23 protein-coding genes and 1 pseudogene are annotated in these 25,779 nt (G+C 61.6%); 10 read left to right on the top strand and 14 right to left on the bottom strand.

Going from position 1 to position 25,779, the window contains the following annotated elements:
* On the bottom strand, positions 1-245 hold a 245-nt coding region (locus tag BDIM_RS17785), incomplete at its 3' end, for a hypothetical protein (protein ID WP_040344775.1).
* 39 nt (positions 246-284) lie between these two features.
* Complete coding sequence (locus tag BDIM_RS02410; protein WP_003163974.1) at positions 285-1,475, bottom strand: NAD(P)/FAD-dependent oxidoreductase; 1,191 nt, start codon at positions 1,473-1,475, stop codon at positions 285-287.
* A 158-nt stretch (positions 1,476-1,633) separates the two neighbouring features.
* Between BDIM_RS02410 and BDIM_RS02405 the strand changes: the two genes are divergently transcribed.
* On the top strand, positions 1,634-2,029 hold the full coding sequence (locus BDIM_RS02405) for a hypothetical protein (RefSeq protein WP_003163973.1): 396 nt from the start codon (positions 1,634-1,636) through the stop codon (positions 2,027-2,029).
* Here BDIM_RS02405 and BDIM_RS02400 read toward each other — a convergent pair whose 3' ends face one another.
* Positions 2,030-3,115 carry a glycosyltransferase family 4 protein gene (locus BDIM_RS02400; RefSeq protein ID WP_003163972.1) on the bottom strand — a complete coding sequence of 362 codons (1,086 nt, stop codon included), beginning with the start codon at positions 3,113-3,115 and terminating at the stop codon, positions 2,030-2,032.
* A gap of 264 nt (positions 3,116-3,379) precedes the next feature.
* Between BDIM_RS02400 and putA the strand changes: the two genes are divergently transcribed.
* The 7 genes from putA to BDIM_RS02355 all read left to right on the top strand — a co-directional run bounded on the left by putA (position 3,380) and on the right by BDIM_RS02355 (position 13,464).
* Positions 3,380-6,490 (top strand): bifunctional proline dehydrogenase/L-glutamate gamma-semialdehyde dehydrogenase PutA, encoded by a 3,111-nt coding sequence (putA, locus tag BDIM_RS02395; protein ID WP_040344773.1) that lies wholly within the window; start codon positions 3,380-3,382, stop codon positions 6,488-6,490.
* 93 nt (positions 6,491-6,583) lie between these two features.
* Complete coding sequence (locus BDIM_RS16975) at positions 6,584-8,683, top strand: glycosyltransferase family 4 protein (RefSeq protein WP_003163969.1); 2,100 nt, start codon at positions 6,584-6,586, stop codon at positions 8,681-8,683.
* 71 nt (positions 8,684-8,754) lie between these two features.
* Positions 8,755-10,026, top strand: coding sequence for a 4CSP family protein (locus BDIM_RS02375; protein ID WP_003163968.1), 1,272 nt, complete (start codon positions 8,755-8,757; stop codon positions 10,024-10,026).
* Positions 10,027-10,028: 2 nt separating this feature from the next.
* On the top strand, positions 10,029-10,673 hold the full coding sequence (locus tag BDIM_RS02370; protein WP_040344583.1) for a PI-PLC domain-containing protein: 645 nt from the start codon (positions 10,029-10,031) through the stop codon (positions 10,671-10,673).
* Positions 10,670-11,290, top strand: a complete 621-nt coding sequence (locus tag BDIM_RS02365; RefSeq protein WP_003163966.1) for an HAD family hydrolase — start codon at positions 10,670-10,672, stop codon at positions 11,288-11,290. Before BDIM_RS02370 ends, BDIM_RS02365 begins: the two co-directional genes overlap by 4 nt.
* Positions 11,290-12,765 (top strand): glycosyltransferase family 2 protein, encoded by a 1,476-nt coding sequence (locus tag BDIM_RS02360; RefSeq protein WP_040344582.1) that lies wholly within the window; start codon positions 11,290-11,292, stop codon positions 12,763-12,765. The genes BDIM_RS02365 and BDIM_RS02360 overlap by 1 nt, the downstream gene beginning before the upstream one ends.
* Positions 12,766-13,464: a glycosyltransferase family protein gene (locus BDIM_RS02355; protein WP_003163964.1), complete on the top strand. Its 699-nt coding sequence runs from the start codon at positions 12,766-12,768 to the stop codon at positions 13,462-13,464.
* Here BDIM_RS02355 and BDIM_RS02350 read toward each other — a convergent pair.
* The 7 genes from BDIM_RS02350 to BDIM_RS02315 all read right to left on the bottom strand — a co-directional run bounded on the left by BDIM_RS02350 (position 13,456) and on the right by BDIM_RS02315 (position 20,837).
* Positions 13,456-14,295 carry a hypothetical protein gene (locus BDIM_RS02350; protein WP_040344581.1) on the bottom strand — a complete coding sequence of 280 codons (840 nt, stop codon included), beginning with the start codon at positions 14,293-14,295 and terminating at the stop codon, positions 13,456-13,458. The genes BDIM_RS02355 and BDIM_RS02350 overlap by 9 nt on opposite strands.
* Positions 14,295-14,972, bottom strand: a complete 678-nt coding sequence (locus BDIM_RS02345; RefSeq protein WP_248601198.1) for an ABC transporter ATP-binding protein — start codon at positions 14,970-14,972, stop codon at positions 14,295-14,297. Before BDIM_RS02345 ends, BDIM_RS02350 begins: the two co-directional genes overlap by 1 nt.
* Positions 14,969-16,108 (bottom strand): KpsE/RkpR family capsule polysaccharide export protein, encoded by a 1,140-nt coding sequence (locus tag BDIM_RS02340; protein ID WP_081461816.1) that lies wholly within the window; start codon positions 16,106-16,108, stop codon positions 14,969-14,971. Before BDIM_RS02340 ends, BDIM_RS02345 begins: the two co-directional genes overlap by 4 nt.
* The gene (locus BDIM_RS02335) at positions 16,098-16,826 is read right to left on the bottom strand and encodes an ABC transporter permease (RefSeq protein ID WP_003163959.1); all 729 of its coding nucleotides are present in this window, start codon (positions 16,824-16,826) and stop codon (positions 16,098-16,100) included. Before BDIM_RS02335 ends, BDIM_RS02340 begins: the two co-directional genes overlap by 11 nt.
* A gap of 142 nt (positions 16,827-16,968) precedes the next feature.
* Positions 16,969-18,225: a glycosyltransferase family 4 protein gene (locus BDIM_RS16970; protein ID WP_115616126.1), complete on the bottom strand. Its 1,257-nt coding sequence runs from the start codon at positions 18,223-18,225 to the stop codon at positions 16,969-16,971.
* A 9-nt stretch (positions 18,226-18,234) separates the two neighbouring features.
* Positions 18,235-19,149: a hydroxymethylglutaryl-CoA lyase gene (locus BDIM_RS02320; protein WP_003163954.1), complete on the bottom strand. Its 915-nt coding sequence runs from the start codon at positions 19,147-19,149 to the stop codon at positions 18,235-18,237.
* A complete protein-coding gene (locus BDIM_RS02315) occupies positions 19,146-20,837 on the bottom strand; it encodes an ArnT family glycosyltransferase (RefSeq protein WP_003163953.1) in 1,692 nt (563 codons plus the stop codon). Before BDIM_RS02315 ends, BDIM_RS02320 begins: the two co-directional genes overlap by 4 nt.
* Positions 20,838-20,941: 104 nt before the next feature.
* Between BDIM_RS02315 and BDIM_RS02310 the strand changes: the two genes are divergently transcribed.
* A complete protein-coding gene (locus BDIM_RS02310; protein ID WP_003163952.1) occupies positions 20,942-21,679 on the top strand; it encodes a glycosyltransferase family 2 protein in 738 nt (245 codons plus the stop codon).
* 273 nt (positions 21,680-21,952) lie between these two features.
* On the opposite strand, the gene BDIM_RS02305 is transcribed toward BDIM_RS02310, so the two are convergent.
* From BDIM_RS02305 to trhA, 3 genes are all read right to left on the bottom strand, one after another.
* The gene (locus BDIM_RS02305; protein WP_003163951.1) at positions 21,953-22,318 is read right to left on the bottom strand and encodes a hypothetical protein; all 366 of its coding nucleotides are present in this window, start codon (positions 22,316-22,318) and stop codon (positions 21,953-21,955) included.
* Positions 22,319-22,325: 7 nt separating this feature from the next.
* Positions 22,326-22,907 (bottom strand): polyhydroxyalkanoate synthesis repressor PhaR, encoded by a 582-nt coding sequence (phaR, locus tag BDIM_RS02300; RefSeq protein WP_050796605.1) that lies wholly within the window; start codon positions 22,905-22,907, stop codon positions 22,326-22,328.
* 121 nt (positions 22,908-23,028) lie between these two features.
* Positions 23,029-23,724 carry a PAQR family membrane homeostasis protein TrhA gene (gene trhA, locus BDIM_RS02295; protein WP_003163949.1) on the bottom strand — a complete coding sequence of 232 codons (696 nt, stop codon included), beginning with the start codon at positions 23,722-23,724 and terminating at the stop codon, positions 23,029-23,031.
* Positions 23,725-23,906: 182 nt separating this feature from the next.
* On the opposite strand from trhA, the gene BDIM_RS02290 reads away from it, so the two are divergent.
* Positions 23,907-25,082, top strand: coding sequence for an acetyl-CoA C-acetyltransferase (locus tag BDIM_RS02290; RefSeq protein ID WP_003163947.1), 1,176 nt, complete (start codon positions 23,907-23,909; stop codon positions 25,080-25,082).
* A gap of 110 nt (positions 25,083-25,192) precedes the next feature.
* Here the strand turns inward: BDIM_RS02290 and BDIM_RS02285 are convergent.
* Positions 25,193-25,779, bottom strand: a pseudogene (locus BDIM_RS02285) (S8 family peptidase); the annotation flags it as partial.

Below are 25,779 nucleotides of genomic sequence, written 5' to 3'. Positions count from 1 at the left end.
GCGGCGTTGCCCAGGGTCCAGGCGGCGCCGACGCCCTCCTCATAGACCTTCATCAGCTTCTGGATCATGGCGTCGTCCGACATGTCGACTGCGTCCGACAGCAGGGACAGAAGGTCGATGACGTTGTCGAAACGCTGTCCCTGAAGCAGGGGAGCGGCCTTGTCGATCAGATGCTGGACGCCGCGCTCGGTGGCTTCGTCGATGACGATGGCCGGTGCGGGGGCGGTGGTTTTGGCGGTGCTCATGGTGTCTTTCCCCTTGGTTTCAGTGTCTGCGGCCATGGATCAGACGATCCCGCGGGCGACGGACCAGTAGATGCCGCGGTTGAAGGCCTTGCGCAGAAGGCCCCCGACCTTGGTCGGCGGGGTGGGGTGGACGTCCTCGTCATAGTCGTACCAGAGCGGCATTCCGACCTCGAGGCCCATCTGGGCGACGGCCTGAACCTTGCCGTCATAGGCGTCGACGGTGCGGCCGATGCGGATGTCGCCGGCGATGTTGTTGACGATCACCGGGCACTGGTTGTGGCAGGAGCCGCCCGCCTTGCTGACCGGCAGGTCGACGGTGTCGCCCATGACATAGGCGTTCGGATAGCCTTCCATCTGCAGCGTCTGGCGGTCGGTGGGCAGCCAGCCTTCGTTGTTCGCCGCCTGGGACACGCCGCTTTCGAGCACAGCGTCCACCGCCCGGATGGGCGGGGTGCACATCAGCAGGTCGAAGCCCTCTTCCTTGCCTTCGGCCGAGGTGGCGATCTTCTTGTCGGGATCGACCGAGTTCAGGGTGAAGCCGCGCTGGTATTTGATGCCCTTGCTCTCGAAGATGGAGGGCAGGATCTCGCAGGTCTCCTGCTGCAGGAACAGGCAGTTGCGCAACAGCTGGGCCACGCTGGGATAGGTGTAGACGATCTCGACCTGATCGCGGATGCCCCGGCGACGCAGGTACTCGTCCAGCATCAGGGTGGTTTCGATCGGGGCGATGCCGCACTGGTGCGGCACGTTCGGGGTCTCGGGGAAGTTCACCGTGATGAAGATCCGGCCCTTCTCGAACCGGCGCAGCTTGTCGGCCAACTGGCGGGCCGGGTCGTGCTGATAGAAGTAGTCGCCCGCTTCCTTCAGGCCGGGAATGCGTTCCGGCGCCGGCAGGCAGCCGGTCGAGACGACGATGTAGTCATAGCCGATGACCTGACCGCTCTGGGTCTTGACGCGTGAACCGGCGAAGTCGAACTGCACCACCTTGTCGACCATGAAGTCGATCTCGGGGCGCAGCAGGTTGCGTTGCTTGCGGCGCAGCTCTTCGTTGAAGAACATGTCGAAGGCCACATACATGAACGCGGGCTTGTAATAGTGCCACGGAGAATCGCTCAGCATGGTGACCTTCACCTTGCCGCTGGCGATTTCAGGATACAGCTTCGCGACCAGACTGTTGGCGGTCATGGTCCCGCCGATGCCCCCGCCGACCACCAAGATGTGCTTGGTCAAATTCTCGCCCTCCTCAAGACGTCGCGGACGGCTCGCCCTTCCGCCTGACTGAGGACGATAGCCGAAGGATTTGTGCGCCGGAGATCGGAGCTTTCCATTTTGCAAAGGTCGCCGCCGAGCCTAGGCTGCGACGGTGCAGGCGGTGAGGATGGGGCGTGATGGAACCGGATGCGGAGGAACGCATCAAGGCGGCCGCGCAGGCTCAGGTGATCGAGTGCCTGAACCGGTTCTATGCGATGGAAACAGGGCTGTGGGGCGGTCCCCTGGACGCCTTGATCGTGCGGACCATCATCGTCGGCGACATTCAGGGACGGCCCTATGACCTGTCGGCGCTGGCCGGCGTCCTCGACATTCCGGTGTCGACGATCCACCGCCGGGTCAACGATCTGGTCGAGCGCAACCTGCTGGAGCGGAGCGCCGTCGGTCGGTCGGTCTATCTGAAGCCCACGGTTCAGACGCGCCAGGCGTTGGACATGACATTCGACGACATGCTGGCCACGTTGACCCGCCTTTACCGAGGCGACGTGGGGCCGCGCTGCGGCGTGCCCGACTGATCAGGCGGCGACGCGCCGCCGCAGCCGCGCCACCCGGCGCAGGCGACGCCAGAAGCGACCGCGCGCGGGCTCGGGATAGGGCTGCAGGTTTTCGACGAACTGCTCGGCCGAGGCGCGCCAGCTGAACTTCTCCGCATAGGCGCGGACGTCCTTGCGATCGAGCTCCAGGCACTTCAGGCAGGCGGTCTTCAGGTCGTCGTCGATGAAGCCCGCGCCCGAGCCGGGGATGATGTCGATGGGGCCGTGCGCCGGATAGGCGGCGACAGGGGTGCCTGTGCCCATGGCCTCCAGGATCACCAGGCCGAAGGTGTCGGTCCAGCTGGGGAAGACGAAGACGTCGGCGTCGGCGAAGCAGCGCGCCAGATCCTCGCCGAACTTGGCGCCGAGGAATTTCGCGTCAGGATACTTCTCTTCGAGCTCGGCGCGGGCCGGGCCGTCGCCGACGATGATTTTGGTGCCGGGCAGATCCAGCCCCAGGAAGGTCTCGATGTTCTTCTCGACCGCCACCCGACCGACATTCAGGAAGAAGGGGCGCGGCCAGTTCTCACCGCCCATCTCCTGGTAGATCGGCTCCAGGTCGGGGCGGAACAGCTCGGTGTCCACGCCGCGCGTCCAGGGCGAGACGTTCTTGAAGCCGTGCTCGACCAGTTCGTCGCGCAGGGTCGGCGTGGCGACCATCAACCGGCCCGACGGCTTGTGGAACCACTTCATATAGGCGTAGCCGACCTGCACCGGGATCGGGAAACGGGCCGAGACGTATTCCGGGAATTTGGTGTGATAGCTGGTTGTGAACGGCAGCTTCCATTCCACGCAGATGCGCCGCGTGGCGATGCCCAGGGGGCCTTCGGTGGCGATGTGGACGGCTTCGGGCTCGAAGGCGCGCAGGCGCTCGCGAATCTCTTCCTCGGCGCCCAGGGCCAGGCGGATCTCGGGATAGGTCGGGCAGGGAATGGTCTTGAACTGGCTGGGTTCGATGACCTCCACCTCATGGCCCATGGCGCGGCATTCGGCCACGGTGCGGGTCAGGGTGCGGACGACGCCGTTGACCTGAGGCTCCCAGGCGTCGGTGACCAGAACAATGCGCATGAAGTCGATAGGGCCTTGAGCCGTTTCGCGGAGGCGAAACTTCTAGACGCTCCGCATGACGAAGGCGAGACGGCATGATAGAGCAGGGTGTGAACAGGCTTCACCTCTTCGCGAACGGCCATGTTGAGCCGCACCTCATTTTTGGTTGAGGGTTTTTCCAGAAGATTCTACGCGCCGCCGAATTCTGTGCGGCATATGTCGCAATCATGCGATGCACATTCGGTCTCAGTCGCCATATATGCGGAAATTCACAGGATGGATTTCATGACGCCGACCGATCTTCGCCATTGGGATGAGCTGGACCGGAACAAGTACCGGGACGAACGTGAGGTGGTGGCCGAACTGCTGGCCGCCGAACCCTTGACGCCTGACGGTCGCGCGGCGGTCCTGAACGATGCTGTCGGCTTGGTCGAAAGCGCCCGCAAGAGCCAGAAGCGCCAGGGCGTGGTCGAAAGCTTCCTGCAGGAGTTCAGCCTGGGCACCCGCGAAGGTCTGGCTCTGATGTGCCTGGCCGAGGCCCTGCTGCGAACGCCTGACGCCGACACCCGCGACCGCCTGATCGCCGAGAAGATCGGCTCCGCCGACTGGGCCAGCCACATGGGCCAGTCCGACAGCCTGTTCGTCAACGCCTCGACCTGGGGCCTGATGCTGACCGGCAAGCTGGTGGACGTCGACGATGAAGCCCGCAGCGACCTGCCGAACTTCCTCAAGCGTCTGGTCGGGCGTCTGGGCGAGCCGGTCATCCGCCAGGCCGTCGCCACCGCCGTCAAGATCATGGGCGAGCAGTTCGTCGTCGGCCGCACCATCGAGGCGGCCCTGAAGCGGTCGGACCGCGAGAACTGGCTGTGCAGCTTCGACATGCTGGGCGAGGGCGCCCGCACCGCCGCCGACGCCGAGCGCTATGAAAAGATCTACGCCGACGCCATCGAGGCCGTGGGCAAGACCGCCAAGGGCGAAGGCCCCGAGCGCGGCCACGGCGTCTCGGTCAAGCTGTCGGCCCTGTCGCCGCGCTATCAGGCGGTGCAGGAAGACCGGGTGTGGGAAGAGCTGTATCCCCGCATCCTGCGCCTGGCGCTGATCGCCGCCAAATACGACATCAACTACACCATCGACGCCGAAGAGGCCGACCGTCTGGCCCTGTCGCTGAAGCTGCTGGAGCGGCTGGCGCGCGAACCGGCGCTGGGCGATTGGCAGGGGCTCGGCCTGGCGGTTCAGGCCTATCAGAAGCGCACGACCGAGACGGTGGCCAAGCTGGCCGAACTGGCCAAGTCCTCGGGCCGTCGCCTGATGGTGCGCTTGGTCAAGGGCGCCTATTGGGACACTGAGATCAAGCTGGCCCAGGTCAACGGCCGCACCGACTATCCGGTCTTCACGACCAAGCCGGCGACCGACCTGAACTATCTGGTCTGCGCCAAGGCGCTGATCGAGGCCTCGCCCTACATCTTCTCGCAGTTCGCCACACACAACGCCCACACCCTGGCTGCCGTGCACCGCATGGCCGCCGATCGCGGCGTGACCATCGAGTTCCAGCGCCTGCACGGCATGGGCGAGGCCCTCTATGACGGCGCCAAGGCCGAGTGGGGCGACGTGGTCGTGCGCGCCTACGCCCCCGTCGGCGGCCACGAAGAGCTGCTGCCCTACCTGGTGCGCCGCCTGCTGGAGAACGGCGCCAACTCCTCCTTCGTCCACGCCCTGCTGGACGAGCGCGTGCCTGCGGCCGACGTGGCCGCCGATCCCATCACCTCGGTCGAGGCCCAGCCTGACCGCCATCCGAAGATCCCTGTACCCATGAACATCTACGGTGACCGCCAGAACTCCCTCGGCCGCGACTATTCGCAGGCTTCCGACCGCGAGCGTCATGCGGCGGCTCTGGAGCGCGTCGACAGCGAGAAGCTGACCGCCGGCCCGATCATCGGCGGCAAGCTGCGCGCCGGGGTGAACGCCCAGGACGTCACCAACCCCTATGACCGCTCGCGCGTGCTGGGCCATGTGTCGGAAGCCTCGGTCGAAGACGTCGATCTGGCCGTCAACACCGCCGCCAATGCTCAGCTCGCCTGGGATCGTCTGGGCGGCGCGGGCCGCGCACCCGTCCTGCGCGCCATGGCCGACGCCCTGGAAGCCGATCTGGACCGTCTGGTCGCCCTGCTGTCGCGTGAAGCGGGCAAGACGCTGAACGACGGCGTGGCCGAGGTGCGCGAAGCCGCAGACTTCTGCCGCTACTACGCCTTGCTGGCCGAGCGCGACTTCGGCGGCCGCCAGACCCTGAAGGGCCCGACCGGCGAGACCAACGAGCTGGTGCTGCACGGCCGCGGCGTCTTCGCCTGCATCAGCCCGTGGAACTTCCCGCTGGCCATCTTCACCGGCCAGATCGCCGCTGCGCTCGCCGCCGGCAACGCCGTCGTGGCCAAGCCCGCCGAGCAGACGCCGCTGATCGCCGCCGAAGCGGTGCGCCTCTACTACAAGGCCGGTCTGAACCCCGACCTGCTGGCCCTGGTCCCCGGCCGCGGCGAGACCGTCGGCGCCGCCCTGACCAACCATCCGGGCGTCGACGGCGTGGCCTTCACCGGCGGCACCGACACCGCCTCGGCGATCAACCGCGGCCTGGCCGCCCGTCCGGGCGCCATCATCCCCTTCATCGCTGAGACGGGCGGCCTGAACGGCATGTTCGTCGACACCACGGCGCTGAAGGAACAGATCATCGACGACGTCATCCTGTCGGCCTTCGGCTCGGCCGGTCAGCGTTGCTCGGCCCTGCGCGTCCTCTATGCGCCCAAGGATTCGGCCGACGCCCTGATCGAGGGCCTGAAGGGCGCCCTGGCCGCCCAGGTGCTGGGCGACCCGACCGACGCCAAGACCGACATCGGCCCGGTGATCGACGCCGAAAGCCGCGCCAACCTGGAAGCCCACGTCGAGCGCCTGTCCAAGGAAGCCAAGATCATCGCCCGCGCGGAACTGCCGGCCGGCGCCGACAAGGGCGACCTGTTCGCCCCGACCATCGCCGAGATCCCGACCCCGGACTTCCTCGAGCGTGAAGTCTTCGGCCCGATCCTGCACGTCTACCGCTATGAGCCGAAGGATCTGGAGAAGGTCGCCGGTAAGCTGGCGGCGCGCGGCTTCGGCCTGACGCTGGGCGTCCACAGCCGCATCGACGCCTTCGCCAAGGAAGTGATGGAGCTGGTCCCGGCGGGCAACGTCTACGTCAACCGCTCGATCATCGGCGCGGTGGTCGGCGTCCAGCCCTTCGGCGGCGAAGGCCTCAGCGGCACCGGTCCCAAGGCCGGCGGCCCCAACAGCCTGATCCGCTACGCCGCTGAAAAGGCCATCAGCATCAACATCGCCGCCCAGGGCGGCGATCCTACTCTATTGAACCTGTAGTTTTCGCTTATATGAAGCCTTGGGCTTGCTCCAGTCGCAATCAGTGATAGGGAGGGGGTTAATCTCCCTTACGCGTTACAACGAAAGAGTTCGATGATGGCTTCTGCCTCCCTGAAACTTGGGCAGGTCGCAATAGTCGTTCAAGGTTTGTTCGAGAAAAGCGACTCTATAGGCTACGATGCTGTCTTTGAATACAATATTCTGAAGCAGGCGCTGGGCGAGGGGAGTGTAAGCTTATTTGCTGAAAAATTCGAGCAAAGCAGGTATCCGGAATCTCGGATCAGCCCTATTGAAAAATTTTATTCAGAAATGGATAGATTTGATTTAGTTATCTATCATTTTTGTGACGGGTGGAGCGCGTTCGATCAGTTTTTGATTGAACGTAGATTCAAAGGTCGCACGATTGTGCGCTGGCATAACAACACTCCGCCATGGTTCTATGCTCCTTATGACGTGAAAGTCGCCGATCGCTGCGTTCGCGGGTTTGAGAATATCCACAGGCTGGCGCAGGTGGAGGGCCTTGAATTTTGGGTAAATTCTCAATTTACAGCTCGACAACTCGTCGTCCTCGGTGGGCGGAACGAAAAAGTCAAGGTCGTCTATCCAGGCAGTCGCTATGCCACGCGAGATGTGCCGCTGCGGGGCAAGAAACAGCAGGGCGATGAGTTCCATATGCTGTTCGTGGGCCGTGTTGTCGCTCACAAGGGGCATTTGCACTGCATCTCCTTGGCTGAAAAAGTCAGCAAGGAGATTGGACGTCCGGTGCGTCTCGATTTTGTGGGGCGTAAAGATGCATCGGCAGGGGGCTTTAATGCCGTTCTGGAACAGCGCCAAAAAAGCGCTGCGGCGGGGGTGACTGTCAACTTCTCCGGTGAGGTGACCGAAGAGGATCTGAAGAAGTATTATAATCACGCTGATGTCTTTGTGTGCTTGTCTGAGCACGAAGGATTCGGTTTGCCTATATTTGAGGCCATGTTGTGTGGGGTTCCTGTAGTTGCCTGCACGCGTACGGCCATGAAGGAATTACTGTCTTGGCATCCGCTAAGCGTTCCGGAGATGGATATTAATGTGCTCGCCAAGCGTGTGGCCAGCGTACTTGATCCCAAGACCGAAGCTGCAGTTGTCGAAACTCAACTTAAGATCGCTAAACAGTATACGCTTGATCTGATTTGTCGACAGATGATGGCAAGCCTTCAGGGGCAGCCCGAGCCGCTCCTGGATGTTCCTGCGCCTCTCGAAGGGCGTGAGGTCGCCAAACCTGAGTTTCAACGTGATGTGCTGTTCGACTTTGGCGAAAACTACGTCACGACCTATGACATCGTAACTCTTCGTGCGGCATTGGAAGCGGATGGCAATCTTTCGGAGCGCTTGAAAAGCAGTCATGCATCGAGCCCGCTGTCATATGTGGAACTGTCCTCCAAGGATTTTCATACAATTGGTGGTACGCACACTTCTGAGGGCATCCAATTCCCGCTGATCAATGCTGGCGGCCACGTTGTCTTTGGACCCTATATCCGTATCCCTACCGGGAACTATGAAGCTACCTTCCTGTTCAAGACTTCGACCGAGGCTTCAAACACCCCGGCCGCTATCGAGATCGTAGCCGAAGGTGGTAAAGTTCTTGTGGCCAGAAGTGTAAAGCTGAGTGAATCCTCCTTAATGATGAAGTTTTCGGTCGAAGCTGAGGCAGAGATCGTCGAGTTTCGTATCAAGCAAGGAGGTGTACTGGCTGTACCAGTTGTATTCGTGGGCTTGCGTCTAGCCCGTGACGGGCAGATCGCTCAACTCGTTGCTCCATCCTACTATATGGATGTCCGCCCGAATGGCGGCCTGCTCTACAGCCTCGGATTTGGCAAACGTGCACGTCACAACAAGGCGCGTGAGTTCTTCAAGCAGGCCGATAGAGAACGCGATAGCGGCAACTATGGCGACGCCGCCAAACTCTATCGCAAAGGGCTTGAGTTGAGCCCAATGGCAAAGGCCTTTTGGGTGCAACTAGGCAATATGTTGAAAGATACTGGTCGTCCGATTGCGGCAATCGAAGCCTATGATCGTGCGGCAAGTTTGTCGGCCCCTGATGCTGACCTACTGTTGCAGATGAGCATGGCGTATGAGGATATGGGGGATCTTGAGACGAGTGCCTCGTACCGTCGTGCGTCACTTGAACAAAAGGGTCAAGGTTTATCTCAGTAAGTTCTTGTTATTCTGTCAAAAACAACACGACAGCCGCAGCAAGACGGCATGACGCGCAGGGAGCTCGCCTGATGAAGATAAATGTACTTTTGACCGGCCAGGTACGAGATGAGCAGGTTTTTTCTGTTCTGGTAGAAGGTCTGCGTGCTGCTGAGTCCAAGCTTAGTCAGGTCGTGGTTTCGACGTGGCTTGAAGATATACCGCACATGAAGGCGCTTGGGTCCGATGCTCTGGAGCCCACCTATGTCGAGACCATGCCTCCGGCCTATCTGTCTGTGATCAACAATCGCGACGTGGGCAGCTATCTGGCCCAGCGCGCCCAGATCATTACGGGGCTTAAGGCGTTCTCGGAGAGTGCGCATACAGTGCGGCTGCGGGCTGACCACAATTTCGGTTCGCCCGAGAATATCGGCCGTTATCTGGATCTGTTGTTAGCCGCATGGAGCAGTCCATTCTTTGAGGACCGCTCGCTGGTTTCGGGTGTAGATGACAGCTGTCCGTATTTCTTCGAGGACCGTGTGCTGGCGCTCTGTCCGCGTCACATAGAGCGTTTCGTGTCTGCCTCTATCGCCGATACGAACTCTGTGGACTATTTCAACATCTTTCCAGAATACCAGTTTTACAAATCGCTCATCCAGCCCAAGTCGAGCCCGTTTGAACGTCACGATCACCGCTTTCGTCTACGCACGGGCTGCGGCGATGATTTCTCGGCCTATGACTATGAGGTTCTGGGCAAAGCCTATCGTCAGTACGTGATTGAATATATGGGCGAGGTTTCGGCTAACGTTGCATTCCTGCACGATACTGCAAAGATCGGCGGGATCGAGGCGGAGTATCAGTCGCTTTGTGAACTGAATGTTGTGCCACGTAACTTCCGTATCGATTCCTATGACGAATACTGGGGGCATTGGAAGCGCCGTAGCGATCGCTATGAGTTAGATGTCCGATTTTCTAAGGTCAATGTTGATGTTCTCAATAACAAGCAAAGATTTAACGCTCTTTATCTGAAGTATTTTTCGGGAAATCATCACGCGGTAATCAATATGGAAATGGACGAGGGGCCGTGTACTATGGCGATGACTGAGCTTAAGGCCGTCTCGTATATCCACTGCGGCGAGCGCGAGGCGGGCATCCGGGAAATGCTTTCGGTTGTCGAGAATGGCGGTCGCGGTTTCGAGGTGCTCTTCTACCTGCTGCGCGAACTCTCTCTGGATGGTGATATCGAAAGATTCGAAGAGATTGCCGCTATTGCTGCCGCCCAATTTTCTCATGAGACCCGTATGGGCGAGCATATTGAGGCCATGCGTCAAAATTTCAAGAAATCCAAGGTACGAAAGAAATGACCATGGATATTCTGGCGCACCGCGGATGGTGGCTGACGGCCAATGAAAAGAACTCGGTTGAGGCCTTCATGCGTGCGTGGAAGGCTGGCTACGGCCTTGAGACCGACGTGCGCGATACAGGCGGTCAACTGGTTATCAGTCATGATATCCCGACAGGAGATGAACTGACTTTTGACGCTTTTCTGAAGCTATATAACGATCATGGTGCGGGCACTGTGCTGGCGTTGAATATCAAGTCCGACGGACTGACAAAAGCGCTTACGGTATCCTTGGCAAAGCATAATATCAGTCGCTACTTTGTCTTTGATATGTCGATACCGGATAGCCTCCACTACATCCGCGCAGGCATGACCACTTTTGGACGCCGTAGCGAATATGAGGAAGCCTCTGTCCTCGATGCTGACATGTCAGGCATCTGGTGGGATTGCTTTACTGGGCGCGACGATGATGCCCTGTTCAGCATGGCTCTGGCATCGGGCAAGGCGGCTGCGATTGTGTCCCCCGAACTCCATGGTCGCCCTTACAAAGATATTTGGGCACGCTGGAAAGAGAGTCTCAAGGAAGACGATATCATGCCCATGGTGTGCACCGACTTTCCCGAGGAATTTGAACGCTTTTTTGTCGATAAGGACGCGCGCAGATCATGATTAAAGCCATACTTTTCGACATGGATGGTGTCTTGATCGACGCCAAAGACTGGCACTATGAGGCACTGAACGATGCGCTGGCATTGTTCGGGATGGAGATCGGTCGCGACGCTCACCTGTCGACCTATGACGGCCTGCCCACCCGTACCAAGCTGGAAATGCTGACCGAAACGCGCGGGCTGCCGCGGCGTTTGCACTCGGTTATAAATCAGGTGAAGCAGAAGCGTACCGCTGAGATTGCTATCCAGCGCTGCAAGCCGACCTTCAACCATGCCTTTGCGCTCAGCCGTCTGCGCGATGATGACATGAAGATGGCGGTGTGTTCGAACTCGATCCGCAAGACTATCGAACTGATGATGGAGTTATCGGATTTGTCCCAGCACCTCGACCTCATCGTCTCCAACGAAGATGTGTCCAAGGCCAAGCCGGATCCGGAAATGTACCTGAAGGCCATGTCGGAACTGGGCGTGCAACCGCACGAGACCCTGATCCTTGAAGACAACGAACACGGCATTCAGGCCGCGCGTGCATCCGGTGCGCAAGTCCTGGTGATCGGTACGCCCGATGATGTCGAATATGCCCGTATCAAACAGGCTATGGCCGAGGCAGTAAGCTGATGCAAATCCTCATTCCTATGGCTGCAAAGTCGGCCTTCTTCCCCGCTGATCAGTTCTTCTTCCCCAAACCCTTGATCGAGGTCATGGGCCGCCCGATGATCGAGCGTGTGGTGGACGATCTGAGTGATACCCTCTCCGGGGCCTCCTTCCACTTTGTCGTCTCAAAGGATGATGTGACATCCTATTCGCTGGACGGCACGCTACGTCTGATTGCGGGCAATGAAGCCAAGATCATCACCGTAACGGGCCAGACCCGCGGCGGTCTGTGCAGCGCCCTGTTAGCCGCCGACGAACTGGATATGGAAGATGAACTGATCGTCGCTAATGGTGACCAGATTATCGACGTGAACTACGCAGATGCTCTTGCTCATTTCCGTTCGCAAGGTGCGGATGCAGGCGTCATTACCTTCGACAGCGTCCATCCGCGCTGGTCTTATGCACGTACCGATGAGGATGGAACCGTTACCTTTACCGCCGAGAAGCGCGTCATCAGCCGCTCGGCCATTGCAGGGTTCTACTACTTCCGTAGTGCCAAGACTTTCTTCGAGGGCGCGCAGAGCGTTCTGCTGAAAATGAACGAGGTCAACGGCCTCTATTACGTTTCTTCGACCCTCAACGAGGTGATCTTGGCGGGCGGTAAGGTGGCGTCCTTTTATATTGCTTCGACAGACTATCATAGCTTCTATTCGCCGGACAAAATCCGTGAGTTCGAGGACAATATGGCCAACAGCCTCCAACGCAAGAAGGCGTCCTTGAACATCGTGATTCCTGCGGCCGGCCAAGGCAGCCGTTTTGCCAAGGCGGGTTTCCCCGATCCCAAGCCCTTTATTCCTGTCGAAGGCCGCATGATGATCGATCTGGTCATTGAGAACATGGCTGTCAAAGGGGCCAAAACTCACACTCTGCTCCGCAAGGAGCATGTTGTCGGTCGTGATGCTGCGGTCAGCAGCTTGAATGCCCGTGGTGTGACGATCCACCCTGTCGAAGAACTGACCGAAGGCACGGCCTGCACTCTGCTGCTTGCGCGCGAAGCGATCGATAACGAAGACGCACTGCTGGTGGCCAATTCCGACCAGTATGTCGATTTCAATGTTGAAGACTTTGTTGCCGACTGTATACGCCGCGATCTGGACGGCTCGATCCTCGTCTTCCGTGACCCGACAATGGATCCCAAATGGTCGTTCGCAAAGCTGGACGCCAATGGACTTGTCACTGAGGTGGCTGAGAAAAAGCCAATTTCGGATCTGGCGACTGTAGGTGTCTATCTGTTCCGTCGCGGTGACACATTCGTAGCCTCTACCATAGACATGATCGTGCGTAATGACCGTGTAAATAATGAGTTCTACACTTGCCCCGTCTATAACTACATGATCGCGAAGGGCGCGCGTATCGGTGTGTACGAAGTGCCGCAAACTGCCATGCATGGACTTGGTACGCCGGAAGATTTGGCTGCTTATCTAGCACGGGGTGCTTAAATGATCATCGTGCCTCTGGCGGGGCCGGACTTCATCCTGTCGGATGGTCAGGTTAAGGCCGAGATCCCCTACAGGGGCACGACGCTCCTACAGGCCTGCTTGGAAAGCCGTCCATGGCGCGCTTTGGGCGGTGATGACGGTGCGGGTTATGTGTTCGTCCTGTACGATACAGAGGCTACCCGCGCCTTCACCGAACGGTATTTACGCAAGTACTATCCGGCATCGCGTCAGGTATTCTTGAGCGCTTACACCAATGGCGCAGCCTTCTCTGTCTTGGCAGGTTGCGGCCTGGCTAAGCCAGATGAGACACTCGTCGTCGATCTTGCAGATATCCTTTACGAAAGCGATTTGCAGAGCCCTCAGGCCCTTCTGGAGGCCGATCCTTCGGCTGGAGCGATTGGTTTGACCTTTGCCGCCACCTCGCCCTCCTACAGCTACCTGCGCGAAGAGGGTGGCATTGTCGTAGAAGCGCGCGAAAAGGTCGTGATTTCGGAGCACGCCTCGGCAGGAACCTATATCTTTAAAGATGTGGCGACTTATCTGGTGGCGCTAGGCTGGTATCAGTCCCATCCCAAATACCTGCACAATGGGCTTTATTTCATTTGCCCGATGTTCAACGGCGTGATCGCCAACAGGATGAAGGTTCTCCGCGCGGATGTGCGTTTGATCGACGACATTAAGGTCGCGGCGTCACGCTAAGAGTGTGACCGCCAGCGAGAGCACTTCTAGTTCACCGTAGAGCACAGAGTGGGTCGTGCTGATCGACAGCACGATCTGCGAATCTTCAGGTAGCTCTCTCTCGAGTTCCAGCGCATAGACGCCGTCTTCTTCAATGCGGAAGTCGAAAGTATCGCCACCCTCGTGAGGCCACAGGGCAGCAAATTCGATTGGCGACTTGATGTTCGAGATGGCGAACTCGAGCTTCACTTTCCAGAGGCCACCCGGTACATAGAAGTATGGACCAGCTATGATCTGACGATTGGGGCCGAGTAGATCGAAGATAGCATCACCACGGTCACTGCGAGTTTGTCCAAGCCGCAAAGACTGTGTGGGGATAGTGACTGTCTCGTAAGCTGGATTCTCGAAATAGTTCCAGTAGCTGGTGTCCTCTTGATAGTGGCCAGCTACCAACAGAATCGGTGGCAGCTCGCTCGTCAGCCTCTGTTCCGTACCGATTTTAAGTGGACGCGCACCACGCAGACGCAAGGTGTTACGTTGCGCTAAAAAGATGCTGGCACGACCAGCCACATGGCTCTCATCCTCATCAGGCGAATAGTGGCGCAAGAGTTCCAGAACACTCGCCCCTGGCTGGTCGGTGTACCAGCACTGTTCAATAGGTGCGTTTACGAAATGGTCTGCATTTTCACTGAGCCAGATGCGCTTGGAATTGTCGGCAATATCCTGCGCGGAAATCTCGTGGATCACTTCCTCGACCGTCCAGCCCACGTTGGTGGCCAACTGGCGGAGGGCTACACTCCACTCGCCGGACAATTTGTTAGGAACGATGAACAGAAAAATAGACTCAGTCATCAAGCGGCTTTCAGCCAGGCGTAAATTTCGAGAGCTTCATCGACATCGTTGAACGCCCGTGCGGTACCGCCTTCGATGACAAGGGCCTTATCACAAACCTGAGAGATCAGGTTCGTGTCGTGCGAGGCGATGATGTAGGTGCGGTTTTTACGCAGCTCGAACAATTCTTCGCTGCAGCGACGCTGGAAGGAGGCGTCACCAACGGCGACGAGTTCATCGATCAGATAGCAGTCAAACTCGATGGCGAGCGACAGACCAAAGGCCAGGCGCGCGCGCATACCCGAGGAATAGTGTTTGACCGGCGTGTGCAGTCGCGATCCCAGTTGTGCAAAGTCGTCGACCTTGTCGAGAAGGATGCGATAATCCTGACCGTAGAGACGGGACAAAAAGCGGATGTTGTCCAGGCCCGTCAAACTGCCCTGAAAGCCGCCCCCAAAGCCAATAGGCCAGGACGATGCGACCTTCCAGTCGATGGTACCCGCAGTAGGTGAAACCACACCGCCAAGCAAACGGATCAGCGTGGATTTACCCTGACCATTGCGACCAAGCAGCGCCCAGCGCTCCCCAAGGCGGACTTCAAAGTCGATACCATTGAGGACAGGCCGTTTTGGGTTGCTGGGATAGGCCATGCGAAGTCGCGAAACCGTCACCGCAGCAGTGTGCGGCTCGGGCATCATGACTGTTTGTGTTCCCGAACGCTGGCCCACAGCAGGGCAACCACGCCATAGACAAGCAGGGCGCTGAGCAGGGTTAGGAAGATGTTGTAGAGGCGGCGCGGTTCGGTCGCTTCGTCGGGCAGTTGGGGAGGGACGATACGATCGAGGTAGAGCTTCTGACGACGCGTTTCGACAGAAGCTTCTTCCAGAGAGGCTTTGGCCGCGGTCAGTGCACGCTCGGCAATCTCGCGTTGCAGAACCAGATCCTCATAGGTCGAAATCTGGTTGGCGACTGAGCCGGTGCCAGAGGACAGTGCGGAGCGTTCGTTCTGCAGCTGGGTTTCCAGAGCGCGGATCTGGGCGTCGAGTTGCGGCAGCATCGGGCTGGAAGGCGACTGCGAGGCAATGGTCGCTCGCTGGGCCTTGGCCTGTGCGATTTCAAGCATCAGACCGCCCAGCAATTGACCGCTTTCTGTGGCCATACGAACAGGATCGACGGTCTGGTTAGCACGACGAAACTCTGCAACGGCCTGGGTGGTCTTTTGAAGCTGTTGTTCCGCGAGGGAGAAGGTTTCTTGAGCTTCCACCAGCGTCTTTGCTGAAGAGCGCTCGTTCAGGTCATTGATAACGTTCTCAGCGCCATCAAGCATGGCGTTGGCTGCATCTTGGGCCGTGCCGGCGTCATAGGCGCGCACGCGCAGGGTGCTGATACCATCGGCAGAATTCACACCGACGACGATTCGCTTCTGGAAAGCCTTGTAGAGGCGCTCCTTCGACAGGTTTCCGGCGTTGGGAATGATGTTCTGGATTTCAACATCCTTGGACACGGCTTCAAGCGCGTAACGCGACTTCAGATAGCTGTGGGCCAGGAAGGAGTCAGAAGAGGAAGTCGAAAGGCCGATACCCTGCAGCGCCATACCAAGCGCATTGGGGGTATTCTCACGCTGCGAGCGAACCACAAACTGAGCCTCTGCCACGTAAATCGGGCGCGCTAAAATACCGAAATAGATGGCCGCAATCAGCGTCGGAATGGCAACGATAGTGACGAATACCCACGGCACGCGCGAGGAAAAACCCTTCTTACGGTTGTTGGTTCCCGGTAGATCGCCAAGTCGCGTGAGCGAGCCATTTTCAGTATTGGCCGATCTATTCAACATCGACACGATCCTTAAAGACTTTCAACAAGATGAGACCGAGCGTAATAAGGCCGCCCGCCCATGCTAGGGGGTAGGTGATGGAGTAGTGGGTAGCGACGAACTCGCCGAACACACCTGAACGAATCATCTCGACTGTGTGGGGCAGGGGGATGAGAAGATAATATTCACGAAGGCCCGGCGGCAACGTATCGGCCATGAAGAAAGCTCCCGACAGCGGGATTAGCAAATAAGTGATCAGTTGCGACAGTCGTTCGAAGGTTTCGAAGCGCATGGCCATGGCGCTCATGATGAGGCCCATGCCAAAACCCAAAGCAGCTAGAATGAACCAGCCCGCATACACAAGGCCAATATTGGCTGGTAGAGAAACCTGCCCAAAGGCCAGTAGCAAAGCATAGATCACAACCAGTGCAAGCGTGCTGCCCGCGAATTCTAGAATAGCTCGCGACAGGTAGATGTGCATGGGCTTGACGTGGCGGTGGTAAAGCACGCCTGCATTGGCGTTCAACGCGTTCATCGCGAAGCTGATCTGGTGTCTCAATAACAGCAGACTCATATAGCCCGTCATCACAAACGCTCCGACACGGATGCCGTGCTCATAGGGAGGTTTTAGGATGGTCCAAAGGGCGATAACGCCCAAACAGAAGGCCAGAGGTTCGCCGACAAGCCAAAGAAAACCCAGCCCTTCCCGGCCAAAGCGGGTCATGGTTTCACGCATCATGAGTGCGCCGATGATCCGTGGATGGCGGGAAAGGAATTTCGAGGGCAAAGAGGGCGGCCGGCTAGGGATCATTCTCTGGGTTGATACCAAGGCGAGGGTAGTTGTGCAAACACCTGATTAATAATGGCTGAGGTTCTGCAACTCAGATCAGATGCATGACGATTTCTGCAAGCCTTGCGGCGTGCTGATCGGTCGAGAAGCGATGGTCATCCAATAGTGAAGCTTGGTGCGCGGCCTGATAGCGACTATCTGAAATATCAATAGATCTGAAACCTTCGACTATCTCTTCGACAGACAAGGGGTTGACGTAGATTGCGGCTTTGCCGCAGACTTCTTGTAGGGCAGGGATGCTGGATGCTAGCACTGGTGTGCCAAGCGTTATCGCCTCTGCAGCTGGAAGGCCGAAGCCTTCTGCAAGCGAAGTAAAAACCATCGCCTTGGCGTTTGCTACAAGGGTCATCAGCTCATCACGCTCTAGATAAGAAAGCCAAATGATCTGCTTCTCTTCAGCCATGAGCGTGAGTAAAGCTATATCTTCGGCGTTGTCCCATCCGCCGTGGCCTATCACCACAAAAGGAAGGCGTGAATTGCTGGCGGCATAGGCTTTCAGCATGCGCGTGATATTCTTTTTGGGCTCAATTGCTCCGCTGAAAACGAAGTAATTGTCCGGATGGAGGGCGTTTTCAAGAAGTATTTGTGGGCGGGGGTGGTGCTGCGTGTCGATAGATTGATGGGCGTTGTAAATCTTGTTTTCGTCGATATCGAAATAATCACTGATGGCCTGGCGGCTATATTCGGAAACAGTGATGACTCTATCAGATCGTTCGAGGGTGGATTTCAAAAGCGCTTTGTAACGGGCCAAATCGTTCTGGGAGAGAGTAGGGTGCGTCAGTGGAATGATGTCGTGCAGGGTCGTGACGTTGGGTATGCCCTTGGCGACAATCGGAAGTGGTGAGGTCCAGTGGGCTAGTGCGGTACGTGCGCTGGCAGGCAATTCGATTTCTAGCGGTCTGCCTGTGAGGCGGAAAATCTTCTGGGCGTCTTTATAAAGATTGTTGCTGTGCCAAAGCTCGCATGACTTGGGCATACGCTCTGGCCAGCCTATCTGCGAGGTGTTGCCCACACGCTTTGGATGTTCTGGATCGGCGACCATTGGTGCAATGCGGTTTAGTATACGCCAAGCTTTTCTGAAGCGAGGTGGCCTATGGTTGCCGACCATTTTTTCCCGCTGTGTCGGCGTGCTCAAAGCGCCGAGAGTATCGCCGCCTAGCAACAGGGCGCAATCATGGCCCATGAACTGATAATCACGTACAAGGTTGCGACCATAGGTGGCAATGCCTGTGCCCTTCAGCATGGCAATATTGTAGGCGTCGATCAATATGGTTTTACGCGCAGGCATGGCAGTCAATTAGGGCATCCACTTGCCCGCACGGCACACGGCACTAGGCACGTCATGACCTAGATGGCCGCTTATCCAGCGTGCCGTATCGATCAAAGCCTCTAGGTCATAGCCGGTTTCGAAGCCGCCGCGATGAAGGGCATGAACGAGGTCTTCGGTCGCCAAATTACCAGTAGCCCCCGGGGCGAAGGGGCAGCCGCCGATGCCGCCGACCGAGGCGTCCAGCACGTCGACGCCCGCCTCCACGCCCGCATAGGCGTTGGCGAGGCCCGTGTTGCGGGTGTCGTGGAAGTGCAGGCGCAAGGTGGCGTCGGGCGCGGCCTTGCGGGCGGCTTCGACCTTCTTCGTCACGCTCCACGGATCGCCGACGCCGATGGTGTCGGCCAGGGCGATCTCCTCGACGCCCAGGGCGGCGATGCGGGCGACCAGGTCGCTGACCTGCTGGACTGAAACTTCGCCGTCGAACGGACAGCCCCAGACGCAGGACAGGGTGGCGGACAGCTTCGGCGTCGCGCCCGGCGCGCCGTCTGCATTGGCGCGACCCGCCACGATCTCGGACAGCATCTGCACCTGCTGGTCGACGCTGAGGCCCTGGTTCTTCAGGCCGAAGCCGTCGGTGACGGACATGGCGACGTTGACCTCGTCGACGGCCGTGCCCAGGGCGCGGTCATAGCCCTTGCCGTTCAAGACGAGGCCGATGCGGCTGCGGCCGTCGGTGCGGGGCAGGGCGGCCATGACCTCTTCGGCGCCCGCCATCTGGGGCACGTATTTGGGGTGGACGAAGCTGACAGCCTCGATGCGCCTGGCCCCGGCCGCCTCCAGCCGCTGGACGAAGTCGGCGCGCACGGCGGGCTCCAGCACCGTCTTCTCGTTCTGCAGGCCGTCGCGCGGGCCGACCTCGACGATCTGGATGAAGCGGCTCATCGGCGGGGGCTCCCCTGGTTCGTGCTCCGCTGGCCCGATCCGGCGGGAGCGTAGACGGTCAGGCGCATGTCGTCGCCCGAGGAATAGTTGTGGCCGCTGACCACGCCGACAGCCCGCCCGGCGGCGCCCAGATCGGCCAGGGCGCGGCGGAAGGCCTCGTCGTCGCGGGCCTCGACGATGGCGGGGCGGCCCTCGGCCAGGGCGCGCGCGGCGCCGGCCCCGTCGGTCAGCTGGGTGTCCTTGCCGGTCAGGAAGACGAAGCTGGGCTCATGGAAGGTGGTGATGGCCACCGGCCCCGGATAACGGCCCTGGGCGGGGTTCAGCTCGGCGGAGTCCAGCGTCTGCACCAGGCGCGGGGCGATCGACAGCGGACGCAGCTGGCGGATGGTCCCGGCCAGGCCCGCGTGGGCCAGTATGCCGAAGGAGATGGCGATCAGCACCCCGGTGATGGCCGCGCGGTTGACCAGCAGGAAGCCGCCCACGGCGGCCGCCATGACGGCGAAGACGATGGTGACCGTGGCCCAGGTCTGGGCGGTCGAGCGGCCGAACTCGGTCAGGCCGTAGACGGTGATCAGGCAGATGACTACGGCGGCGAACAGGCCCAGCAAGGCGCCGGTCACGCGCGAGACCTTGCCGATCGGCTGGGTCAGGGCGGCGGCGGCCAGCAGGGCGATCGCCCCGAAGGTCGGCAGGGTGTAGTGCCACAGCTTGGTCGGGGCCAGCTCGAACATCAGCCAGGCCGGGACCAGCCAGCAGACGGCGAAGCGGATCGCGGGTTCGGCCCGGCGATGCCAGCCTGTCGACAGGGCGGCGGGCAGCATCAGGGTGACGGGGAACAGCAGAAGCGGCGACAGCAGCACATACATGCCGGGGAAGCCGCCGTGGCTTTCGTGGGCGCCCGCGATCTTGGGCGCCAGGTCGCCGCCGATGGCCTCGCGCCAGAAGCCGCCGTCGGTGGCGATGGTGATGGCGATGGCCCAGGGGCCGACCAGCAGGGCCACCAGCGGCAACCCCCAGCCCCAGCCCAGCTGGCCCAGCCACTTGATGTTTCGATCCCACAGCGACAGGGCGATGATGGTCAGGGCCACGACCAGCAGGCCGATCGGCCCCTTGATCAGGATGGACAGGCCGATGCCCGCCCAGAACAGCAGCTTGTGCAGCCGGTTCGCCTTCTCGCCCGCCCGCGTGGACATGTAGATGCGCGCCAGCGCCGCCATCGACAGGGTGGTCAGACCCGCCAGCATGGCGTCGGTCTTGGCGATGCCCGCCTCGGTCGACAGCAGGAAGGTCGCGCCCAGCATGGCGCCCGCCAGGAAGCCCGCCCTCTGGCCGAACAGGGCTGCGCCCGCCCAGGCCACGGCCCAGGCCGCCAGCATGGCCCCCAGCAGCGACGGCAGGCGATAGGGCTGGATGTTGCGGTCCTCGACGTCCGAGGTCGCGGCCACGGCCGCCGCCTGCATCCAGTAGATGCCGATGGGCTTCTTCCAGCGCGGATCGTCCTGGAAGCGGATGTCGACATAGTCGCCGCCTTCCAGCATCTGGGCGGTCGCCTGGGCGAAGCGGCTCTCGTCCCGGTCCAGCGGCGGCAACAGCATCAGGCTGGGCAGGCCGGCGATCAGGGCCAGCAGGGCCGCAAGGACAGGGCCGCGCCAGCCGGCGATGTAATGATCCAGGTTCGGGCGGTTCATGCCGCTGTCGTATCACGCCGGATGCGGCGCCCGGAAGCTTCAGCTTCTTCATCGGCTGTGGACGCGCCGTTTCGTCGGAGCGCGGCCTGCGCTAAGGAGGGCCGATGATCGACCGCTCCGCTTCTTCGCCCGACATTTCCGTCGTCGTGCCCGTGCATGATGAATCCGGCGCCGCCGTGCCCTTGGCGCGCGAAATCGCCGAGGCCTTCGCCGGGCGGTCCTATGAGATGATCTTCGTCAACGACGCCAGTCGGGACACGACCCTGGCCGAGCTGCAGGCGGCGATGGCCGAACTACCCGCCTTGCGGGTGCTGTCGCACGGAACCAATGCGGGGCAGAGCCGGGCGGTGCGCACCGGCGTCCTGGCCGCGCGGGCGCCGATCGTGGTGACGCTGGACGGCGACGGCCAGAACCCGCCCGCCGATGCGCCGCGTCTGGCCGACGCCTTGCTGGCCGCGCCGCCCAACGTCGCCCTGGTCGGCGGGGTGCGCGCCAAGCGTCAGGACACCAACGCCAAGCGCCAGGCGTCGCTGTGGGCCAACCGCATCCGCAAGAAGCTGCTGGGCGACGACGCCGACGACACGGGCTGCGGGCTGAAGGCGTTCCGTCGCGACGTCTTCCTGCGGCTGCCCTACTTCGATCACATCCACCGCTACCTGCCGGCCCTGATGATCCGCGAGGGGTATGAGAACCGCTACCTCGACGTCGACCACCGCCACCGCGAGACGGGCCGGTCGAAATACACCAACTGGGGGCGGCTGCGGGCGTCCTTCTCGGACCTGCTGGGCGTGATGTGGCTGAAGTCCCGCTCGCGCCGTCCGGGCGACATCAGCGAGTTCTAAGAACGCTACCCCTACGCCGTCATCCTCGGGCTTGACCCGAGGATCGAGCGCAGCGACGCCCTCACTCCCGGCCGTCGGGCAGGCGGACAACTGGATCCTCGGTCAAGCCCGAGGATGACGGCGGGAGGGAAGGAGCCTCCTAGCTGAACGCCAGAAAGATCACGGCCACCACGGTGACGTCGAGCAGGCGGGCGGCGAGGCTGAAAACGGCGGGCATGGCGCGATCCGAAGGCGGTTGAGCCTTGGCCTACGCAAGTCGGGCGCCAGGCGGCGTCAGATCTCGGTCTTGCGTGATCGTCCCGGCGAGGGGCGCCGGTCGTGCCGCCCCGAATACTCCCGGCCCAGATAGGTGGTGCGTGCGGCGTCCAGCACCGGCGCGCCGCCCTTCAGCCCGCGCTTCTGCCCCGATTGACCCAGCACCTGGGCGGCGAAGGCCGCGGGCGGCGGAGGCGGGGTGACGGCAGGCTTTGCCGGGGAGGCGGCAGGATCGGCCGCCTCTTGCGACGACGAGGCTTCGGTCGGAACCAGGGCGCGCGCGCGCCGCCGCTCGCGATGGCGGCGGTCGCCTTCGCGGCGGTCGTCCACGACAGGGTCGTTCAGCGGCCCCGCCGCGCCGATGGGACGGATTTCATCCGTCACCTCGGCCTCAGCCCTTGGATTGGGCGAGGCGGTCGATCTGAGCCCGCATCTCGTCCATCTGGCGGCGCATCTCGTCCAGCGCCGCGCCTTCCTTGGCCGGTTCAGCCTTGGGTTCGGCGGCGGGCGTCTCGGTCGTCTCGCCTTCGGGACGGCCATAGGCGAAGCCGGGGAACATCCGCATGGCGCGCTCGAACATGGCCATGTTCTGGCGCACGGCCTCTTCCATCAGATTGCCGCCGGGCGCGGCGGCGAAGGCGCGCGTGAACTGGCCGCGCAGCTGCTCCTGCTGGCGCGTGAACGTATCCAGCGACATCTCCAGATACGACGGCAGCACCCCCTGCATGGAGTTGCCGTAGAAGCCGATCAGCTGACGCAGGAACTGCACCGGCAGCAGGGCCTCGCCGCGGCTTTCTTCCTCGAAGATGATCTGGGTCAGGATCTGGCGCGTCAGATCGTCGTTGGTCTTGGCGTCATAGACGACGAATTCCACGCCTTCGCGCACCATGCGGGCCAGATCGTCCAGCGTCACATAGGCGCTGGTGGCGGTGTTGTAGAGCCGCCGGTTCGCATACTTCTTGATGACGACCATGCCGTCACGGGTTTTTCCGCCCTCGGATTTCTTGTCGGTCACGCTTGTTCTCGCGATGTTGCAACGCCCAAGCATCCCGCATTGCGCGCGCGAAGGCGAGTCCCGTCTTTGACGCGGGGAGTCAGGCCTGGACCAGCACCACGCCGATCAGCACGGCGGCCCAGTGCACGCCCGCGCCGGTGACGACGAAGCCGTGCCAGATGGCGCGCCGGAACTTCACCTTCTGGCTGATGAAGACGAAGACGCCCGCCGTATAGATCAACCCGCCCGCGACCAGCAGGCCCAGCGCCAGAGGGTGCACGGTCTCGATCATCGGTTTCAGCGCGAACACCGCCACCCAGCCGAACAGGACGTAGATCACGCTCCAGAAGGCGTCGGACAGGCGCGGCGCCAGCATCTTCACCCCCGCGCCGACGAAGGCCATGGTCCACACCGCCAGGGTGAAGCCCACGGACCAGGCGCCCTCGAACCTGACGGCGGTGAAGGGGGTGTAGCTGCCCGCGATCATCAGGAAGATGGCCGCCTCGTCCAGCCGCCGCAGCACCGGCCGCGCCGCGCACGGATGGGTCAGGTTGTAGACGGTCGAGGCCGCCAGCATGGCCACCAGACACAGGGCGTAGATCGCCGTCGACACCGCCGCGCCCACGCCCGCATAGACGCTGGCCAGAACGGCCAGAACCACGCCGCCCGCCGCCGCCAGCGCCAGGCCCACGGCGTGCACCCACAGATCGGCCAGGCGCTCGGCCCGCGTCTGGTAGTGTTCGATCATGTCCAGATCGTCGGGGGTGCAGATACGGCGGGCGAGGGCTTTCAGCATGGTGAGGCTTTCGGCAAGATCACGTCTCCTTCCCTTTCTGAAAGCGCGGCACGGGGCATCGTTCCCGGCCGATGGTGCGGCGCGGCGATGACGTTTTGCTGATTGCTGCATCGCAACAGGTGACGTGCGCCTGCGAATGCGGCACAACCTCGCGCAAAGAATTTCTCCAGGGAGTGAATAAAATGACCGACGTCGTCATCGTCTCCGCCGCCCGCACGCCGGTCGGCTCCTTCCTCGGCGCCCTGTCGACCCTTCCGGCCTCCAAGCTGGGCGAGGTCGCCATCAAGGCGGCGCTGGAGCGCGCCGGCGTGGCCGCTTCCGATGTGGATGAAGTGATCCTGGGCCAGGTGCTGCAGGCGGGTGCGGGCCAGGGCCCGGCGCGTCAGGCGGCCATCGGCGCGGGCCTGGCCAATGAAACCCCGGCCTGGAGCCTCAATCAGCTGTGCGGCTCGGGCTTGCGCGCCGTGGCCCTGGCCTATCAGCAGATCGTGCAGGGCGACGCCAGGATCGTCGTCGCCGGCGGTCAGGAAAGCATGAGCCAGTCGCCGCACACGGCGCAACTGCGCAACGGCCAGAAGATGGGCGAACTGGCCTTCAAGGACAGCATGCTTCAGGACGGCCTGATCGACGCCTTCCACGGCTATCACATGGGCCAGACGGCCGAGAACATCGCCGCTAAATGGTCGATCGACCGCGCGTCTCAGGACGCCTTCGCCGTCGCCTCCCAGAACAAGGCCGAGGCCGCCCAGAAGGCGGGCAAGTTCGCCGACGAAATCGTTCCCGTTACCATCTCGACCCGCAAGGGCGACGTGGTCGTGGATCAGGACGAATACATCCGCCACGGCGCCACCCTCGAGGCGATGGAGAAGCTGAAGCCCGCCTTCGTCAAGGACGGCACGGTGACGGCGGCCAACGCCTCGGGCATCAACGACGGCGCCGCCGCCCTGGTGCTGATGAGCGCCGATGAAGCCAAGGCGCGCGGCCTGGAGCCGCTGGCCCGCATCGCGTCGTGGGCCACGGCGGGCGTCGACCCGGCCATCATGGGCACCGGCCCGATCCCGGCGTCGAAGAAGGCGTTGGAGAAGGCGGGCTGGACCGTCGCCGATCTGGACCTGATCGAATCCAACGAAGCCTTCGCCGCCCAGTCGCTGTGCGTGGTCAAGGAGCTGGGTCTCGACCCGGCCAAGGTCAACGTTAACGGCGGCGCCATCGCCATCGGCCACCCGGTCGGCGCCTCGGGCGCGCGCGTCCTGACGACGCTGCTGCACGAGATGAAGCGTTCGGGCGTCAAGAAGGGTCTGGCCACCCTGTGCATCGGCGGCGGCATGGGCGTGGCGATGTGCGTGGAGCGCGCCTAGGCACGACGCCATAGGTGGAAGCAGGAAAGACCGGCGAGCGATCGCCGGCCTTTTTGCTTGCGCCCTATAACCCCCGCTCATCCCGGCGGACGCCGGGGTGGGCGGGAAGTTCAGAACCCCCGCCGCCAGCTGCCCAGCAGGGCGTAGCCGGTCGGGGCGCCCGCGCGGTGCTGCTCCTCGCGGCTGGCCACGGCCTCGAGCTGCAGCCAGGAGCCGCCGGGCAGGGCGTGCAGGCTGCGCACGCTGAAGTCGATCTGACGCCCCGACGGCGCGGCCGAGAAGCGCCGCTCCGAGAAGGTCACCGGGTCGAAATAGTCCAGCGGCGCGTCGGCCAGATAGGCGCTGAACGTCCCATCCTCGATCCGCAGCGGTTGGGAGATCTCCCACGTCAGACTGCGGCAGCCCAGGGCCTTGGCGAAGGACCACGTCGGACAGGCCGACTGCAACGACGCCCGCCAGGTGGAGCTGAGCGCCGGGGCCGACAGGTGCAGAAACCGCCCCTCCAACTCGGTGCGGCCGAAACCCGCCTCGCCCGACAGGGTGAGGCCGCGTCCCAGGTCCACATCCGCCCCGACCGCCGCAAAGCGGGTGCGCGACGGCAGGGCGAAGTCCGACTGCGTCGGCAGATAGGCCCCCAGCGGCCCCATCCGCTCGTCCAGAGCCCCGAGACTGAACGACAGGCCGCCGTTCTCGGCGC

The sequence above is a fragment of the Brevundimonas diminuta ATCC 11568 genome (genome assembly GCF_000204035.1).
In the GTDB taxonomy this organism is placed as follows: domain Bacteria; phylum Pseudomonadota; class Alphaproteobacteria; order Caulobacterales; family Caulobacteraceae; genus Brevundimonas; species Brevundimonas diminuta.
This window is presented reverse-complemented; position numbering and strand designations above follow the sequence as displayed.